General features: G+C 63.9%; 10 protein-coding genes. 8 read left to right on the plus strand and 2 right to left on the minus strand.

Annotated elements, in window-relative coordinates; all coding sequences use genetic code 11:
* Nucleotides 1-253: 253 nt before the first annotated feature.
* Nucleotides 254-1,900: a beta-galactosidase gene (locus tag HPY44_20220; GenBank protein NSW58341.1), complete on the minus strand. Its 1,647-nt coding sequence runs from the start codon at nt 1,898-1,900 to the stop codon at nt 254-256.
* A gap of 178 nt (nt 1,901-2,078) precedes the next feature.
* Between HPY44_20220 and HPY44_20225 the strand changes: the two genes are divergently transcribed.
* From HPY44_20225 to HPY44_20260, 8 genes are all read left to right on the plus strand, one after another.
* Complete coding sequence (locus tag HPY44_20225) at nt 2,079-4,442, plus strand: hypothetical protein (protein ID NSW58342.1); 2,364 nt, start codon at nt 2,079-2,081, stop codon at nt 4,440-4,442.
* Nucleotides 4,443-4,474: 32 nt separating this feature from the next.
* Complete coding sequence (locus HPY44_20230; protein NSW58343.1) at nt 4,475-4,897, plus strand: hypothetical protein; 423 nt, start codon at nt 4,475-4,477, stop codon at nt 4,895-4,897.
* Nucleotides 4,898-4,910: 13 nt separating this feature from the next.
* Nucleotides 4,911-6,767 carry a hypothetical protein gene (locus HPY44_20235; GenBank protein ID NSW58344.1) on the plus strand — a complete coding sequence of 619 codons (1,857 nt, stop codon included), beginning with the start codon at nt 4,911-4,913 and terminating at the stop codon, nt 6,765-6,767.
* 467 nt (nt 6,768-7,234) lie between these two features.
* Nucleotides 7,235-8,659 carry a trimethylamine methyltransferase family protein gene (locus tag HPY44_20240; protein ID NSW58345.1) on the plus strand — a complete coding sequence of 475 codons (1,425 nt, stop codon included), beginning with the start codon at nt 7,235-7,237 and terminating at the stop codon, nt 8,657-8,659.
* Nucleotide 8,660: 1 nt separating this feature from the next.
* Nucleotides 8,661-9,533, plus strand: a complete 873-nt coding sequence (locus HPY44_20245) for a hypothetical protein (protein ID NSW58346.1) — start codon at nt 8,661-8,663, stop codon at nt 9,531-9,533.
* Nucleotides 9,530-12,535 carry a hypothetical protein gene (locus HPY44_20250; protein ID NSW58347.1) on the plus strand — a complete coding sequence of 1,002 codons (3,006 nt, stop codon included), beginning with the start codon at nt 9,530-9,532 and terminating at the stop codon, nt 12,533-12,535. Before HPY44_20245 ends, HPY44_20250 begins: the two co-directional genes overlap by 4 nt.
* Before the next feature lie 27 nt (nt 12,536-12,562).
* Nucleotides 12,563-15,319, plus strand: a complete 2,757-nt coding sequence (locus tag HPY44_20255; GenBank protein NSW58348.1) for a right-handed parallel beta-helix repeat-containing protein — start codon at nt 12,563-12,565, stop codon at nt 15,317-15,319.
* Nucleotides 15,320-15,518: 199 nt separating this feature from the next.
* Nucleotides 15,519-18,059: an IPT/TIG domain-containing protein gene (locus HPY44_20260; protein NSW58349.1), complete on the plus strand. Its 2,541-nt coding sequence runs from the start codon at nt 15,519-15,521 to the stop codon at nt 18,057-18,059.
* Nucleotides 18,060-18,164: 105 nt separating this feature from the next.
* Here HPY44_20260 and HPY44_20265 read toward each other — a convergent pair whose 3' ends face one another.
* Nucleotides 18,165-19,031: a PEP-CTERM sorting domain-containing protein gene (locus tag HPY44_20265; GenBank protein ID NSW58350.1), complete on the minus strand. Its 867-nt coding sequence runs from the start codon at nt 19,029-19,031 to the stop codon at nt 18,165-18,167.
* Nucleotides 19,032-19,057 lie beyond the last annotated feature (26 nt).

Raw genomic sequence — 19,057 nt, forward strand, 5'->3', positions numbered from 1 at the left:
AGGCACAGCCGTCACCCCGAAGGCAGACCACCCGTGGAAGAAACCCTACAAAGGAGACTCCCGACCCCAACGGCAGTAGGACATTTCTACTTTGCACAAAACCGGACATTTCTACTTTGCGTTGACAGTTCAACACCGTTCCGTCCACGGCTCCAGGAACTGTGGGGAGGTCGTGGAGGAACGTCCCACCAGAGCGAGTACAGACCTGTCCAGCCGTACCGCAGTGCCGACCCGGCCCGGGAGGCGACGATGCTCAGTCCTCCGGCCATGTGATTTCGCGCAGGAGGACCTCGTGAGGCGCGAGGTCGGCCGCAATCGCGGCTCCTGTCCCACCGGGCAACAGCACAGTGCCCGAGGGTTCGTCGAAGGCATTCACCGCAACCAGGAGCGCCGGCCCGCCTGCCTTGCCGCGCACGATGTAGCTGACGAGGCGGCCGGTTCCGGTTGGGATAGTGCCCTTCGCCAACGTATCCGCCACCAGAGAGGGACTGCGGTCACGCAGTTCGCGGGCAATACTTTGCACCCCGCGATAGAGCGTCTCATCCTCGTGCAGTTGACCGTATACCCAGGCATCATAGGCATAGAAAAAGATGCCCGAAGCTCCGTGGGCAATGGCCAGGTAGGTCATACAACGTACCTCATCGGGAGTGGGTCGCCGGGGTTCGGTCAGGATGCCGCCCAGACCGCCCCAACGCACCTGGTGCAGGTCGTTGTTGTGCACCTGGATCGCCGCCCAGACCGGCTTGCGCCCCCCCGTGACTTTCAGAGCGCGCTCAAGGTGGGGCGCCAGAGCGAACAGACTGTGGGTTGATACCGGGTACACGTCGGTGATGATCACATCCACGCCCGGCGCGTAGTCGGCAAAACTCTGCGGTGTGCACAGGCAGGCGGTGACGGGAACCGCCGGCGCAGCTTCCCGCAAGGTGACATAGGCCGAGCGGACCGCCTCCGGCGTGGCGCCGTGCAGGTTGGGCTCATCGATCAGGTACCATCCCCACAGTGCCGGGTGGCCGGACAGCGCACGCGCGCGGCTGCGCAGCCCCTCAAGGTTGCTCTTCACCACCATCATGCGATCGAAGCCCATGAGCACCTTCAGCCCGTTGGCCTGCGCGGTGTCCAGGTACCTGCGGGCGGTCTCGTCGCTATTGATCTGCGCGTAGTTCGCGGCATGTTCGGGCCAGTCTTCGAAGTCCGAATTGTGGACGAAATTGAAGCCGGCGGCCGCGAGTTCCGCCAGTATCTGATCCAGCGTCATCTCGCGCCCCGACGTGGGCCGGACCGTATAAAGGCCCACGGGCAGGTCTCCATTCACAGTCAGCGAAGTCGCCGGTCCGGGCATATTGCAGCCCAGTTCGCGGTACTCGGCGAGCGCGGTGGCCTCAGACTCGCGCCGGATCTGCGCCAGTCTCTCGCGCCTCATTGCATCGGTCAGGACCACCCGTTCCAGACGCACGTTATCGATCAGGATCACCTTCCCGGCCGGCACCACCACATACCAGCCGGCGCCGGTTTCGTGGCCGCGCATCTCATGGCCGACGCTCTGCCACTCGCCGCCGATTGTGACCCAGTGGATACCCCCGGCGAACCGGTGCAGGCCCACTTGTCCCGGCTCGCCGTCAGCGGTCTTCGCATCAAGCGAGAAGCGCAGCAGTTCTCCCCGGTCGCCCGCGGTTGTGCCGAGAAAGGCCTGGGTTGTCCCGGCGGAGTTGTCCAGCCGCACCATCCGGTTGCCATCGACCTCGATGACGTCCACCTTCAGCCCTTCGCCCTGAGGGCGCCAGCGGCCGGCGCCATCATCAAAGGAGTCAATCAGGACCACCAGTTCCTTGTTTTCCATCGGCTGTGGGGTATCAGCCAGCGCTAGCGGACACAGCAGGCAAGCAAGCAGTGGGGTAGTCATGGGGGGTAATTCCGCGCAGCCTGCGGGGAGCCCTGCGTCCATCCACGGGTGGGCGCCCGGACAGCCCCCGACGAAATGGCTTCTCCCGGAAGAGGGAGCGTCCTGCCGACGCGGCGAATCATAACATCGCGCATTTCGCGGCGCCAACCGTTGCAGGTTCCTTGCAGGAGGTGCGGCCATGCTCCACCCGTGCAGGCCCTGGTTTCTCGCGCTCGCGCTCGGACTGGTAGTCTCCCAGGCGCACGCTGCGACGATCCGCGTGCCCTCACGCAGCATCAACACCATTCAGGAGGGCATTGACGCAGCTTCCGACGGCGACCGCGTCTTGGTGGCAACCGGAACCTACAACGAGAGCATCAACTTCAAGGGCAAGACCATCACGGTGCAGAGTACTGATCCCGAAGACCCCGAGGTAGTGGCGAAGACTGTCATCAGCGGCGCCGGGGTCACTTCGGTGGTCACCTTCAATGGCGCAGAGGGCTCCGACGCCGTGCTTGAGGGTTTCACAATCACGGGCGGTGAGGGCACCCCGATCTTCTATCCCGGTGGCATCGGCGCTCGCGCCGGCGGCGGCATCTATTGCGGCCCGCTCGCTAGCCCCACCATTCGCCACAACCACATCCACCACAATCAGGCCAACACGCTGGGGGCCGGGGTCTTCTGCGCGGGTGATGTCACGCTCGAGGAGAACCGGATAACAGACAACCACGGGGCCAGCTTGGGAGGCGGCGTCTACTGGTCTGGGATTGGCGGGAGCATTGTGGGGAACCGGATCGAGCTGAACTCCTCCCTCGGCCAGGGCGGCGGCCTGTACGTGACCGGCAGCCCGATCGTTCGAGACAACGAGGTCATGGGCAACGCCGCCCAACTTGGGGGCGGCGTCTTCTGCACCAACGGCGCGGCATGGATCGGCGAGAACACGATCGACAGCAACAGCGCGACAGACGGCGCCGGGATCCATTGCCAGGGGGGAGACCCCGTCATCAGCCAGAATCTCATCAACCTCAACACGGCCACGGGCAACGGGGGTGGGGTCTGGACAGACCAGGAGTCTGTCATCTCCGACAACAGGATCACTGCAAACATGGCCGTCAACGGTGGGGGTATGTACATTGCCAACCCGGCACTGGTCAGGGCTGAGGACACCATCCTGGTGGGCAATACCATCAGCGGGAACGCCACCAGCGCCGACGGAGCGGGGATCTTCTGCAATGCGGGCATCTTGGGCCTCGGCGTGAAGATCCGTAACAGCCTGATAATTGTCAACCGTGCCGGGGGTCGAGGTGGCGGAATCCTGTGTAACGGCACATCGCCCGACATCATCAACTGCACCTTCTCCGGTAACGGGGCTGTTGCCGGCGGAGGCGCGATCGTCTGCAGGGTTACGGCAGGCCCCAATATCGCGCTGCCGCATATCACCAACAGCATCGTGGCCTTCTCATCCATCGGCGGCGGCATCGTCGCGGATCCCTCGGCGGCCGCCTATCTGTCCCACTGCGACGTGTACGGGAACTCCGGTGGCGACTACTCCGGCCTGGTCTTCCGTGGAGTGGACACCATCGGCCAGGACCCACTCTTCGCCGATCCCTCCCACGGGGACTACCACCTGAAGTCCAGAGGAGGGCGCTGGACACAGGGAGGATGGGTGTACGACTCGGTGCACAGCCCTTGCATCGACAGCGGCGACCCCAGCGCTTCCTACGCCGACGAGCCTCTCCCCAATGGGAACCGTGTCAACATGGGGGCGTACGGCAACACGATTCAGGCCTCGATGACCTTGCTCCCAGACCCGACGATCACCGGCATCACTCCCTCTTCCGGCATCAACGTCGCGCCTGTGGCAATCACCAGCCTGAAGGGTACCGATTTCATGCCAGGCGCGGGAGTATCCCTGGGCAAGTCAGGACAGCCGGGCATCCCGGGCACCGATGTCGTGGTGGTCAGCCCGCAGGAGATCACCTGCACCTTCGACCTGACCGGCGTGCTCATTGGCCCCTGGGACGTGATGGTAAGCAACCCCAACGACACGACCGGCACGCTCCCGGGCGGATTCCGGGTCACCTTCCCACCGCCGCAGGTCACCGGAATCGCTCCGAGCCATGGCCTCACCACGGATGCTGACTATGACGTGGAGGTAGTCGGCCAGGGCTTCCAGGCTGATGCTACCGTCGTGCTCCGTCTTGCCGGTCAGCCGGACATCGTTGCCATGGACGCGAGAGTGGCCGAACCCACTCGCATCCTGTGCAAGATTGACCTGAGGGGTAGCGCGCTTGGACTGTGGGACGTGGTCGTCACCAACCGCGACGACCTGTCCGCTACGCTGGCTGCAGCCTTCGAGATCCGCGCGCCGGTTCCTGGTGATGTGAATCGGGATCACGTCGTGGATGCCGGGGATCTTGCGGCCTTCATTCGCGCGTGGCGTCTCCACTACAGTGCTGATCCAAACTGGGACCGCGCCGCCGACCAGGATCAGGACGGGGACCTTGATGCAACCGATGCCGACATGCTGCTAATGTTCCTGGCGCTGGCGGGAGCATTGTAGCTGCGCGAGTGTGACCGAAGGAGCGTGACGTCATGCCAGTGGCCTCCGCTGCTGCAATCGCCTTCGCGGTCCTGCTCTGCGCATCGCACAGCATCGCCGCTGAGTTCGTGCCCACGGTGAAGCTGGATGGACAGGCCGTCACCACGTCCGGATTGCCCCTGTATGGATTCGCGCGGTTCATGCAGCCCGCGCTGGACCTCGCGGGGGAATGGCAGCGGTGGGTGTTCAGCGAGACCTTCGCCGCCCTGGAGGAGCAGCCTCCGGTGGCCGGAACGCTCTGGTGGACGGCGTATGAGTACGCCTCCCCGCGCCGGAAGCCCGAACTGATCTTCCATGCTTTCGGCCTGCACGACTTCCCGCGCCAGACACAGCGGCTCGTTGCCGATGCCCTGTCGAAGGCATACTGCCGCGCAATGGGGAAATCGGGAGGGAAGCACCCAAGCGTAGCTGGTTGAAGGAGTGACACCGATGCGCCTGGACGTTGTCGGCCCTGATACACCGGCCGTTGCCATGGCTATGATGGTCCTTTGTGTTGTGCTATCTACAACTGCATTTGCCGACACCTCACAGGGCTTCGAGCAGCGTTATCTGTGGACCTGGGACTGGCGGATGGACTGGTCCGGCAGGACGCCCGGCGGTATTCTCATGGGCGGCGGGGGGAAGTACCCGAAACCCGCGGGGGAGTACCTCGAAGACTACAAGGCGCTGGTGGACTACGCCGCTGATCACACCAGATTCAATGCCATCATCATCTGGGGCTTCCTGCGCGACGGTCACGGCGGCGAGCAGGCAGCGAAGGAGCTCTGCGAGTACGCCGCCGCGAGGGGCATCCGCATCGTCCCTGGCGTAGGCACCAGCGGCTACGAGGGCTACTACTTCGAGGGCAACCACAAGTACAACATCACCACCTGGTTACGCGCGCATCCTGAACTGCGCGCGGTAAATGCCGACGGCCGGCCGCACAACGCCCTGTGCCCCACGAAACCGGAGAACGTCCAGTGGCTGAAGGACGGCTGCCGCTGGCTCTTCGAGAACTTCAGGATCGGCGGCATCAACTTCGAAATCGGCGACTTCTTCGTCTGCCACTGCCCCGACTGCAAGCGTGCTCGGGCCCAGATCCCCGGCGATGCGCCGGACCACTTCAAAGACATGGCCATTTCCACGGCGCCGGTGGCGAAACTGGCCCACGAAATCGCCCCGGATGCCTGGGTGAGTTATGCGACGTACACCGCTTTCACCCCCGAGATGGCGGCGAAAGCACCCTCCTGGGTAGCGCTGATCCCCGAGGACATTATCTGCCAGTGGACGCTTACGGGAATGGGCAGTGATGAGAAGTGGCCGCCGGGTATGCGCCCACCCACAGCGCGGAACACCGGGTACCTGCACTGGGGCAACAAGAGCACCCACTCGGTGGATCGGTTCTTCCTGCGGCAGATTCAGGACATCTGTGCGCGCGCGGCGGATGCGGGGTTCCTGGGCCTGGCCACGTATGGCGAGGACCCGGCGAGCATCTTCAGCATGCGGCTGTTCTACGACGCCTGGAGCTACTTCCTGGACCACCCGCATGCATCCCTGGACGACTACGCCGCGGAGTCGCTCGCAGAGTGGTTCGGGTCACAAGAGGATGCGCGGGCATTCCTTGGCATCGCGCTCAAGTACGAGAGCGAAGGAGCTGACAGGCGGTCGCTGGCATCCTCACTCACGGCAGCACGCGCAGCGCGAGACGCCTCCAGCACCGAGAAGGCTCGCGCTGTCTGGGATGCCTTCGCGATCTTCCTCGCGGACAGACTGGCGGAGATCGAGGCGCAGGACCGGGTCATCACCTCGGCCGAAGAGCTCTCGGCCGCCATGCGCGACGGCTTTCGGGTGCCCCAGGACACCAGCACCGTGCTCGTCCTCCCCCGGCAGGAAGCGGATGTGCTGGAGCTGCTGGTGCGGGTTCACATGGACATGGAGAACGGCATCCTGCCCGTGATGCGCCTGACCTTCAATGACACGGTGCTCGAGCCCGATCGCGCCCTGGACCGCCCGGAGTTCATCCAGACCCCTCATCACGGGGGATACTCGCGCCTGGCCTCCTTTGAGCCCAAGCCCCAGGCGTGGCGAGTGAAGTACGACAACGACTTCCATATCAATGAGCCTTCCGGTCGGAAGTACGACACGCTGGATTACAGCCCGGTGTTCCGTTTCCGCATCGGCGACCTGTGGCGCGACGGCGAGAACCGGCTGCAGATCGATAACCTGGAGCGCCGCTTCCGACCCGGCGAGACCGGCGTGCTGGTGGTCGGGAAAGTGAGTCTGCAAAACCAGGCCGGGACCGACTGAGGCGCTGGTTCGGCAGCCTTCCCGACCCGCAGTGACGTGGACCATGAAGAGCAGCTCCTCGTAACGGGCAAGTACACCGCCGAAAACCGGTGAAGGTTCCGGACCCGTGAACTGCCGGCCGACAGCCCTTGGATATACGGCTCTTCTGGGGAACCGCGCCAGGGTGTGGACACGCCCGGACGGCGCTTTCCAGCAGCTGGACCGACCTTCATTCGGCTTGGACTTTGCCGGCTGCCGGTACGCGCGCAAGAGCCCGGCCTGCCAGCGCGAGGGCTGTCGGCACGCGATCTTGTTGGGGCAGGAGCCGGGCCTTCAGGCGTGCACTGCAGTTGCCATCGGTCTCCTTCCCGGACGGATCGACTCCTGCCGTAGCGCATCATCCATGCAGGCGAACAGGCGCGTCCGGCGAAAACATTCCGGAACATCGCCGGGCGATCCTTACGCGGCTACCGGGAGGCGCATGGAGCATGAAACTTGAGCTCATGCGAGTACTGTCTGATTCCGAGCTCCATGATATTCATGAGGCGAGCGTGCATATCCTCGAACACGCGGGTGTGAAGATCGGCAGCCCGCGCATGCTCGAGTTTCTGCGTGACCGCGGCCTGCCGGTAGATGCGGAGACACAGGTGGTGCGTTTCCCGCGAGCAGCCATCGAGGATGAAATCGCGAAGGTCCCGGCGCAGTTCGAAGTCTGTGGCCGCGACGGTCGGCCGGTATTCGTCCTCGGCGACGGCACCCCGAGGATCGCCGCAGGTCACAATGCAGTCTTCTGGGTGGACTCGGATTCCGGCGTCACCCGCAAGTCCACATGCGAAGACGTGGCGATCTTCTCCCGAATCTGCCAGCACCTGAAGCACATCGACATGATCGGCATCCCGGTCATGCCCCAGGATGTCCCCAGCCAGCGCGCGACCTTGCTGTATGGTGTGCGCGCGGTCATCGAAAACAGCGCCAAGCCCGTGTTCTTCTCCACCGACCGCGCCGACGTGAACCGCGCATGCATCGAACTGCTGCGCGCGGCTTTCGAAGGCGACTTCCATAGTCAGGTCTACGGCATCAGCCAGCTCTCGCCCACCAGCCCCCTGGTCTGGGAGCCGGGGGTGCTCGAGGCCATCATGGATACGGTCACCACCGGAGTCCCCCTGGCGATCCTCCCCGAGCCCAACGCCGGGGTCTCGGCGCCCTTCACTCTCGCCGGGCTGCTCACGGTGAACAACGCCGAATGCCTGTCCGGGCTTGCCATGGTCCAGATGCTGAAGCCCGGCCACAAGGTGCTCTACGCCAACTCGTGGACGACCACCGACATGAGAACCGGCGCGGCGCTGGTGGGTTCGGTGGAGACCTCGATCTGCCGCATCGCCGGCGCGCAGCTTGCCCGTTTCTACGGACTGCCCTGCCACACCACAGCGCCCAATTCCGACAATCATGCCCACGACGAGCAAAATGCGTGGGAGAAAACGCTGAGCACTTTCTGTTCGGTGGCCGCGGGCAATGACCTCATCGTGAATTGCGGAATGTTCGCAACCGGCATGACCTGCAGCCACGAGCAACTGGTGATGGACGAGGAGATCTCGGCGCTCTCGCGACGGCTTGCACGGGGAGTTGAGGTCAGTGAGGAGACCATCGCGCGGGACCTCATCGAGCAGATCGGCCCCCAGGGACCCACCTACCTGACCACCGAACACACCCTCGCGCACCTGCGTTCCGACGAGTACCACGTCCCGAACGTGGCGGTGCGCGGACCCTTCGCAAGCTGGCAGGCCGCGGGTGCGCCGGATGCAGTTGCATTGGCCCGCGAGAAAGCGCGCGAGCTCGCGGCAAGGCCGTTCCCCGAGCTGGACGCCGGGCGCAAGACCCACCTGGCGCGAATTATCGCGGAGTTCGGCAGCTGAGATGCTCACTCTCTGGCGCCAAGGCGATTGGGAAGTCGAGTGCGACCTGGACGGCGGGCGTCTCACTCGTGTCTGCTGGCGCGGGCACAGTCTGCTGACCGGGCCTCACATGCCGGGCGGCACATTCACCCCGCCGGACCCGAAATGGGGCGAGTACGAGACGCGGCCGGTGTTCGGCTATGACGACTGCTGGCCATCGCTGGAGGTCTCGCTCTGGCCGGGACGGGACCGCACCGTGCGCGACCACGGCGAAGTGTGCTGGCTGCCGTGGGAGATTGACGCGGGCCAGGATGCGCTGCGGGGAACTGTGGCAGACTCGGGCGGTGAGTGGTCCTTCGCGCGCGTCTTGTCCTGCGATGCAGGTGCGTTGCGCTTCGACTTCACCGTGGCGAATACGGGAAGCCGGCCGCTGGCAATGAGCTGGGCCGGGCACGCGCTGGCGCCGCCGGGGAATGTGCGCTACCTCGATTTGCCCACGTGTCGGCACATTCGCTGGGAGTGGCCGCAAGAGCGCGCTACCGGGGATACGGGCGTACAGTCGGCGGATGTCTGGCCCTTCCTGCGGGAGCTTGAGGGGCAGGCGGTAATGCTCGTGCTGGACCATTGCGCGGCCCCGGTGGTGACGGTCGGGCTGGATGGCGCGCGGTGGACTCTGGCCATCGAGGGCGTCGAACGGCCATCTCTCGGCCTGTGGTACAACCCGGGCGCGTATCCGCCTGAGCCCGGCCTGGAGCGAGAGGAGTTCGGCCTGGAGTGGATGCTCACGCCGGAATGCTCGCTCCAAGATGCTGCGGCCAATGGCAATGCAATGATGGTGGCCCCGCGGGATGAACTGCGCTGGGCCGTAACCTGGAGCGTCAAGGAGACCCTATGAACGAGACCACGCGGCCGGTCGCCGGCCAGGCTTTCGACGCAGCCCCTTTCGCCCGACCCTTGTCCGGTGGCATGGGCCTTATCTGGGATGACCCGCGGGAGATTCACCGCGTGATCGCCGTTTTCGACGGAGCGGTACCGGAAGGTCTCGAAGTCCAGTACTGGCGCTGTAAGTGGCCTCAGGTGCGCCTGCCCAAGGACCACGTGGAAGGGCGCGGGGCGGCGGGTTGGTGGCAACTGGGTGACTGGTTCAATGGCGAATGGCGCACCGCGGATGCAGAGATGACCGTGGAGGGGAACGCCGCGACCTTCACCTTCCGACCGGTCTGTGCCACCGAGTTCCCGGATGTGGCCGGCTTCGACGCCACCTTCCGCACAACCATGAAGCTGCGGCTCGCCTGCGATGAAGCGCCGGTCAGCCTGAGCGCACTGACGGATTCGCGTTGGGAGCGCCGCGTCATTACCGTTCTCAGCGCCGTGCCCTGTGACAGTCTGAAGTTGGAGGCCTTCAACGGCCACATCGAGAGCACCGACCAGATTGCTCCGGACAAGCACGTGGTCAGCCTGTGGTGCGCTGCGAACCGCGACCCGCACTCCTTCGACAAGACGCTGCTCACGATCCTTGGCCCGCAAGTGGTCACCGTGGCCCTGGATGATGTGGCTGCGGGGCCGGTCTGGATCGCCGACTACGGTCTCTGCGTGGTCGCGGGTGAGGACGAACGCGACTACGCGGGCGTGTGTTCTGAGGCCGCGCTCGATGCCCGTCCGGGGATCTACGAGATGGTGGAGCACCTGCCGGAACAGTCATGGCGGCGCGCGTGGGAAAACATGGTGCCCAAGCGCAGCAGGCTCCCCCTGCCTCTTGCGCCCGACGGCAGCCGGCACAAGTTCGCACTGAACCCCGACGGTTCGCTGAGATACCGGACGAACAACGAGGTGCTCCTCAAGTGCCGCGGAGCAGACAGCGAGCGACTGGAAGCGGATTGCGCAGATCTGCACCTTAGCTTCGGCCTGCCTCCCGAGAGCACGTCGCGTACCATCGAAGACGGGATCCTGCCCATCGGGATTACGACCTGGGAGACGCCGGGGGGGACCATCGAGCAGGTGGGCTTCGCCACGATTCTCGCGGGCGCTGACCCGGAAGGCCCCGCCCCCGCTGCGGATGCAGGAGGCGTGTGCATGCTGGGGTTCACCTTCGCGGGATCGGGCACGTTCCGGCTTCCTCTGCGCTTTGAATCATGCGGGGCGCCGGAGAAGTTGTCGATTGATGACCAGGGCCTGATCCGCACGGGTGACAAGGTCCGCGCTCTGATCGACATCCGGGGCCGGGGCGAACTGGTAGAGGGCAATGAGGGGATCGAGTATTCAGTCACCCTGACCGACAGCGAGAACCACAAAGTCATCCTCACCGTGCCGTATGTCCGGCCGACGCCCGATGAGATGGAGCAGTTGCAGGCGTTGGATTTCGATCGCGAGCACAAGGCGGTGGGCGACTACTGGCGGCGGGTCCTCAGCGAGCAGATGAAGCTGGTCACGCCCGAGGAAGACCTGAACGAGTTCTTCACATCTGTTGCGATGCACTCGCTCATCAACTCCGAACTGGAGCCCAACTCGCGCCGGCGTTTCGCCCGGGCGGGCTCCTTCAACTACCTGGCCTTCGCGAACGAGTCCTGCATGATGATCACGGACCTCGACCGACGCGGCATCCATGAGGAGGCGCGGGAGTGTCTCGAGGGCTTCCTGCACTACCAGGGCACGGTCCCGCTTCCCGGCGATTTCCGGTCGCAGGAGGGTGTGCTCTGGGGGGCAGCGGGGTACGAACACATCGGCTACAACCAGCACCACGGCTGGATTCTGTGGTGCCTGATCGAGCATTTCCGCTTCACCCGCGACCGGGAATGGCTGCGATCCATTGCCGCGAAAGTGTTGGCGGCGGCGGACTGGATCATCAATGAGCGCGAGCGTGAACTTCCTGCCGACAGCCCGGAGGCCGGTCTGCTGCCGCCGGGAAACCTCGAGGACATCACCGACTGGTGGCCCTGGCTCAGCACGAACTGCTACACGTGGCGCGGGCTGAACGCCGCAGCTTGGGGGCTGGCGCAGATCAACCACCCGGAAGCCGGGCGGCTCCAGGCGAAGGCCGATGAGTACCGGCAGGCGATCATTACCTGCTTCACCCGGGCCGCGGAACGCTCACCGGTGGTGCGTCTGCGCAATGGAACTTACGTGCCGCATTTTCCCTCTCACGTTTACCGCCGGGGACGCAGTTTCGGCTGGATCTGTGAGACGCTGGAAGGCGCTATTCACCTGCTGATCACCGGCATCCTCGACCCCTGCAGCCGCGAGGCCCGGTGGATCATCAACGACTACGAGGACAATCTGTACCTGAGCCGGCAGTATGGGTACTGCATCGAAGACTACGCCCGGCACTGGTTCGACTGGGGCGGTTTCTCCATGCAGGCCTGCCTGCTGTTTCAGGTCGAGCCGTACCTGTACCGCGATGATGTGAAGCACGCACTGCGCAGCGCCTTCAACGCCCTGGCCGCCAACTACTACCCCGACACACGCATGGCCGCAGAGCACGCGCTGCCCGAACTGGGCGACTGGCGCGGCGACCACTACAAGAGTCCCGACGAGGCCAATGCCTGCGGCTGGCTGCGGTACCTGTTCGTGCGCGAAGAGGGCGACGCCCTCATCGTGGGGCAGGCTGTCCCGAAGAGCTGGCTCGAGCCGGGGCGGCGCTGTGGTGTGGAACGCGCGATGACTCATTTCGGCGAAATGAGCGTGGTCTTTGAAGGCGGGCAGGACGCCATCACCGTCCACCTGGATGCCCCGCGACGCAATCCGCCGGAGCTGATCAAGGTGCGCCTGCGTACTCCAGCGGGACGCTCGCTGGACCTCGTGGACACTACCGGCCCGACGTGGGTTGCGATCGAGGGAGAGTGGGTCACGCTGCCTGGAGACTGCGGCAAGATCACGATCACCGCAAGACTGGCGCGCTGAGTGCGCCTGTCCATGGAGGGACTGGAGATGACAGGAACAGTGCTGACACCTTTGTGCACACTGCTCGCGGCAGCACTTGCAGGTTGCATCGCGTGGGCCGACGCGCCGGTGCTGTATGTCTCAACTCAGGGGAATGACGGGTGGTCCGGCACCTTGGCTGATCCCGCAGCCGGCGGGCAGGATGGACCATTTGCGACACTCGAGCGCGCCCGGGATGAACTGCGCGCCATGAGAGCCCGGGGGCAGAGCTCGGCCGGGGCGACTGTCTATGTGCGCGGCGGCGAGTACTTCCTGGAGCAGACCTTCACTCTCGATGCTCGGGATTCCGGCGTCGAGGGTGCTCCTGTGCGCTATGTGGCCGCCGAGGGCGAGACGCCGATCCTCATCGGAGGGGCGTCACTCACGGGCTTCGTCAGGTCCCAGGGCGAGGTCATGTCCCTGGACCTTGCATCCATCGGGCGCAAGGGCCTCAAGTTCGGGCAACTCTTCTACAACGGCAAGCGGCAGCACCTCGCGCGATACCCCAACTATGATCCAGACAATCCCTATGCCGGCGGGTTCCTGTACGCGGCCGACCGGGTCGGCGAGGGCAGCAAGACCCAGTTCCGGTTCGAGCCTGGCACCTTCAAACACTGGGAGCGTCCCACAGACGGACAAGTCTGGATATTCCCGGGTGTGAACTATTGGAATAACATCGTGGGCATCAAGAGCGTAGACCATGAGGCGGGTGTCATTACCCTGGCCGGGGAGACCTCCTACGCCGTCAACAAAGGTGATCGATACTTCGTGCAGGGCCTGAAGGAGGAGCTGGACGCCCCCGGAGAGTGGTATCTCGATGCCGAGCGCTCGATCCTCTATTTCTGGCCACCGGGGGATCTGTCCAAGCGCGTCTCGGCGCCGGTTTTGAGCACCATCGTGAGCATCGCAAAAACCCCGGACCAGGCGGACTGGGTGCAGGACATTGAGCTGCGCGGGTTCACCTTCGAAGGCTGCGATGGCACCGCGGTAACCATGACCAACGCTCGCCGCTGCAGCATCACCGCTTCCACCATCCGCAACGCAGGCGGCGGGGGGGTTACCCTTTCCGCTACAAAGGAATGTCTGGTTGCCGGCAATGACATCTACGAAGTGGGAAGCTCCGGGGTGGCGATACACTCAGGCAACCGCAATCCCACCGCCCCGGACAACAACGTGGTGGACAACAACTACATCCACCATATTGGCTGCTTCTCGAAGACTTCCAGTGCGGTGTCCGTCAGCGGCGTGCGCAACTGGGTCCGCCACAACCTCATCCACGACACCCCGCGCATCGCCATCTCCTATAACGGGAACGACCACGTGATCGAGTACAACCACCTGCGCCACATGAACCTGGAGACCCAGGACAGCGGCGCCACTTACTGCCTGGGACGCGACTGGACTAACCGGGGCCACGTGGTCCGCTACAACTATATCCACGACACTCTGGGTTATGGAAGGCACGGGGGCACACAGTGGCATTCGCCGTTCTTCACCTTCGGAATCTACCTGGACGACTGGAGCAGCGGCCAGCACGTGTACGGGAACATCGTGGCCCGGTCCTTCCTTGCAGGGATTGACGTCCACAGCGGCCGAGACAACCTGATCGAGAACAACATCATCTACGACTGCGCCCAAGAGCAGATGCGCTACCAGGAATGGCCCACGTCCCACAGGATGCTCCCGGACATGCTTCAGAAGGTGCTTGACTGGCCGTTTTCTCACCTTTACCCGGCCCTCGCTCGACACCGGGATGCGGTGGCCGACTCCACCCAGTCCTACAACACCTTCCAGCGCAACATCATCAGCTACGGCCGCCCGGGCTCACGGCTGTACGCCGTCAGCGGTCTGGACTGGGACACCACAACTCATGACAACAACGTGCTCTGGCACTGGTCCGGCAAGCCCGACAGCAGTCTGGATAGAATGCGCGATCACGGCCTCGATCTCAACTCCGTAGTCGCCGATCCGCTGTTCGTTGACCCGGAGAACGGCGACTTCACCCTTCGCCCAGAGTCACCGGCACTGAAGATGGGCTTCGAGCAGATACCGCAGGACAAGATCGGCCCGTACGAGAGCCACCTGCGGGCGACGTGGCCAATCGTGGAAGCACCCGGGGCTCGCGAGCACCCCCACCAGCCGGTCCGCGTGGAGCGCAAAGTCCCCCGGTACCCGGTCGCGCGCGTCAAAGAACCGATTCAGGTGGACGGAAAACTGGAGCCCGGCGAGTGGCTGGGCTTGGACCCGGCGAAAGCCATGCTCCTGCAAGAAGACCCATCCGGCGACACCGGCAAGAGGCCCGTGAGCCGCGCCTGGTTGGTCCACGACGGGACCAGTCTGTATGTCGGACTGCTCAATGAGGTGAACCCGCAGGCGCCTCTCTCGCTGGGAAGCCGCTGGGGTGGAGACGATGGCGCGGAAGTGTGCATCGAGGTTCTCCGCGACGAGAAGCCTGGCCTGACCTTCGTCCTGCAGGGCTTCGCCTCCGGGCTCTTTCAGAGCACTGACCACGCGGGAATACCCACAGCCGAAGCCGAGCGTCTGGGCAGAGCCACGCAATTCGCGGCTCAGGTGGGCGAAGGCTGGTGGTCCGGCGAATGGTGCGTGTCGCTGGATGCCCTCGGCATCAGGCCCGGCACGAAGCAGACCATCCGGTTCAATATCGGTGTGCGCAAGACCGGCGGCCCGACCCCCTGGATAACCTGGGTGGGCACGGGCGCCCAGAACTGGCTGGTTGCTCATGCGGGGGAGATCTTTCTGGAGTGACCGAGTCCCGGGCATCACTGACGCCACGAATGAGATCATCTCCGCCCAATATCGTTCCATCAGTTGACTTTGAGACACAGCACAGGCAGAATATAGTCGCGGGAGGGGATATTTGATACAGCGTCGTGGCTGGGCTGGGAGCCAGGGGGGCGTTTCCGGCAACGCGGGGGGACACGCCTGGACTGAGGAGGTTTCCGCGTTGGACCGCCAGACCCAGCGACCTTGGATTGCCCTTGTCGCCCTCGTCGCTTTCGCGCTCCTGTCGATCTGTAGCACTGCGCTTGCCAAGCCATCTTCCGCCCCCTTGAGCCCCGAGTTCAAGGCATTCATCGCTGCGAAGAAGGCCGGTGGCCTGAGGCCCGTGGGCAGCGGCAGCGGGCACGGCAAGGGCGATATCCCGCCACCGGTGAACCGCGAATACATCGCGGGCCCTTCCGTACTCAGGGCCCTTGACGGCGCACCTGCCAGTTATGACCTGCGGGCCATCAGCGAGAAAGTGCCGCCGGTCCGGAACCAGGGAAGCTGCGGGTCCTGCTGGGCCTTCGCCACGTACGGTTCCCTCGAGAGTTGTATCCGCCCCACTGACACGTCTGACTTCTCCGAGGACCATCTAAAGAATACCCACGGCTGGGATTACGGCCCTTGTGAGGGCGGACACCCCTGGATGTCCGCGGCGTACCTGGGCCGCTGGGGAGGGCCGGTGTGGGAGTCCGACGACCCCTACGGCAGTTCCGGTGGCACTTCACCACCCGGATTGGAACCCCGGGCCCATGTACATGAGGTCTGGTGGCTTCCCGCCGACCCGGCCATTATCAAGAATGAAGTCATGGCCCACGGCGGCGTCTACGCCAACTACCTGCATGACGACGCCTACTATAACCCGGCCACAGCTGCTTATTACCACCCCACGGCAACCTCAACAGACCACGCAGTGTGCATCGTTGGCTGGGATGATGCCTACTCCAAGTCAAACTTCAAGGCAGGGACACAGCCGAAGTCGGACGGCGCGTGGCTGGTGCGGAACAGTTGGGGCACGAGTTGGGGTCTCTCGGGCTACTTCTGGGTATCTTACGAGGACGCACGGTTTGCCAAGACCGTCATCGCCCAGTTCCCGGAGACCGAACCCGCTACCAACTACGACTACCAATACTCCTACGACCCGCTGGGGTGGGTCGGTGACTTCGGCTGGGGGGGGAGCAACTACAGCGGCTGGGCAGCCAATCTCTTCACTGCATCCGGTGAGCATACCCTGAAAGGCATTGGTTTCTACACCACGCAGGGAGGTGCAAGCTATTCGGCGCGTGTCTACAAGAACCCGACCAGCGGACCGTACACGGGCGGAACGCTGGTAGCCACCGCCAGCGGATCGTGCACGTACGCGGGCCTTCACCATGCGGTCCTGTCCACGCCAGTGTCCTTGCATACAGGCGACAAGTTCTCCATTTGCATCCAGTTCACGAATCCGTCCTATGCTCGCCCGATACCTCTTGAGTCGAGAATCGTCGGCGCCACAAGTGCTGCGTCCGCCTCCGCTGGACAGAGTTACTGCAGTACCAACGGCACGACCTGGACGGACCTCACCACCTACAACAGCACCGCGAACTTCTGCATCAAAGCTTTCGTCGACATCGTGCCGCCGCCAACGGTGACTGCAATCTCCCCGGATTCCGGGACCAACACCGGGCCGGTCAGTGTCACCATCACGGGAACCGGCTTCCGCGCGGGAGCGACCACGAAGCTGACCCGCAGCGGCCAGACAGACATCAACGGTAGCAACGTGACGGTGGTCAGCGATACCGAGATCACCTGCAGCTTCGACATCACCGGAGCCGCCGTTGGTCCCTGGAGCGTGGTCGTCACCAATGACGACAACCAGACCGGGACCCTGACCGACGGTTTCACCGTGGAGTACCCCGCTCCAACCGTGATCGAGACCTCGCCGGACAACGGCCCCAACACCGGTCCGGTGAATGTGACCATCGGCGGCACGGCTTTCCGAACAGGAGCAACCACGAAGCTCACGAGAACGGGGCAGGCGGACATAGCCGGAACAAGCGTGGTGGTGGACAGCGCCACCCAGATCACCTGCTCCTTCGATCTGACAGGTGCAGCACTCGGCTTGTGGAACGTGGTGGTCACCAATGATGATGGCAAGTCGGGGCAATTGGCCAACGGCTTCGAGGTGCTCGGGGAGCCACCAAGCATCACGCAATGGGCCGTAGTGGCAACCCACAGTAATGGGGTGGGCCAGGTCATCACCCCCTGCACCGACGGCTATGTGGAACCGCGCACCTGCCGTCTTGCTATGCTGCGCTTGAGCTTCAGTGCCCCGCTGACTGCGGTTGCCCCGGCGAACATCTCGGTGGTCGGCGTCAATAGCGGGAACCTTTCGGCAAACGTCGCGGGGGTTACGCTGAGTGGCGACAACGACATCCTGTGGATCGAGTTCAACCCGGCCTTGCCGGATGACGACACCTACACGATCACCCTCTCCGACACCATCACCGGCCGGGACACCGGCCTCGCCTTGTCCGGCGACCGTGACTGTATCCTCAAGGTGTGCATCGGCGACGTCAATGGCAGTTCACGCGTGACCATCACGGACATGTATGTCATGCAGAGCAAGCTGAACCAGACAGTCACCAGCGACAATTGCCGGTATGACCTGAACCTCAACGGGCTGATCACCATCACCGAGATGTACCTGGTGCAGTCTCACATGAATCACGCGGCTCCGTAGGGGTCGTGCCTCAGCCGGTCGTCTTCGAAGACAAAGCGATACGCCGCCCAAACTGGGCGGCGTATCGCTTCACTGCGCTTGCCTCGATCTGTCCTGCTGTGGGCCTCAGTTGTCGCACCGCTTGCGGCGACGCCATGCGATGCCCACCGGCACAGCCCCCAGAAGAAGCAGTGCTCCGGGCGACAGTTCGGGCGTTATCTCTTCTCCGTCGTTGCCCCCACCGTCGGGCCGAAGGATCTTGCCCTTACCCGGCGGATCCTGATTGCCCGATACCGGAAGCCCATCCGGACTACTCGGGTTAGGATCGGGGTCCAGGAACCCTACATTGTACAGATAGGCGAACGGCTCCCCGCTCCTGCCATCCTTCGCGTAGAAGTCCCCCCAGACGGGGTTGCGCCGACTCTGGAAGGACCATTGCAGGTTCGTAGCGGGGACATCCGGCAGATCGAGCTTGATGCCATATATATGGGAAAGGGACCCGTCTGGGTACTCGGGCATGCCAGGGTTGCACGATTCGTTGGAGTAGAACGTGCGGATTTCCATTTCCGTCGGCGTCCAGCTCTTCCAAACGGTTCCATCCCAGTACTTGAGGTTCAGCAGGGCGATCTCGTCTGGCTTGAGGTCACTGGTAAGCTCGACGATGAAATGGCTGGCGTCCTTGCGGGGCACCGTCAGACTGTAATCATACTGCCAGATGCCGCCCTGATTCTCCTGGGTGACCGTCCAGCCGAAGCTGCTCCCCGTTTCCCACCCGCCACCACCAACGAGACCGCCGCCGGCACTGGTCAGGGAGCCCGTGTACTGCGCAAAATACGCCATCGCCGGCGCTGCGCAGAGGACAAGCACGACTACAGCAATGCTTGTTGCAGATCTAGTGATGATCGTGATCACCGCCTTCCGTCTCGAGATACGGCGCTCCAGCCCCCACGGATTCCCCCCATCCTTGGTGATCACCCCTTCCGTCGTCAGCACGAAACGGTCGTCGCCAGTGACGAATC

It is taken from the genome of Armatimonadota bacterium (assembly GCA_013314775.1).
In the GTDB taxonomy this organism is placed as follows: domain Bacteria; phylum Armatimonadota; class Zipacnadia; order Zipacnadales; family JABUFB01; genus JABUFB01.

Excerpts from the sequence above, each read along its gene's own strand:
- HPY44_20220 (NSW58341.1), bottom strand. The coding sequence starts at position 1,900 with ATGACTACCCCACTGCTTGCTTGCCTGCTGTGTCCGCTAGCGCTGGCT.
- HPY44_20225 (NSW58342.1), top strand. The coding sequence starts at position 2,079 with ATGCTCCACCCGTGCAGGCCCTGGTTTCTCGCGCTCGCGCTCGGACTG.
- HPY44_20230 (NSW58343.1), top strand. The coding sequence starts at position 4,475 with ATGCCAGTGGCCTCCGCTGCTGCAATCGCCTTCGCGGTCCTGCTCTGC.
- HPY44_20235 (NSW58344.1), top strand. The coding sequence starts at position 4,911 with ATGCGCCTGGACGTTGTCGGCCCTGATACACCGGCCGTTGCCATGGCT.
- HPY44_20240 (NSW58345.1), top strand. The coding sequence starts at position 7,235 with ATGAAACTTGAGCTCATGCGAGTACTGTCTGATTCCGAGCTCCATGAT.
- HPY44_20245 (NSW58346.1), top strand. The coding sequence starts at position 8,661 with ATGCTCACTCTCTGGCGCCAAGGCGATTGGGAAGTCGAGTGCGACCTG.
- HPY44_20250 (NSW58347.1), top strand. The coding sequence starts at position 9,530 with ATGAACGAGACCACGCGGCCGGTCGCCGGCCAGGCTTTCGACGCAGCC.
- HPY44_20255 (NSW58348.1), top strand. The coding sequence starts at position 12,563 with ATGACAGGAACAGTGCTGACACCTTTGTGCACACTGCTCGCGGCAGCA.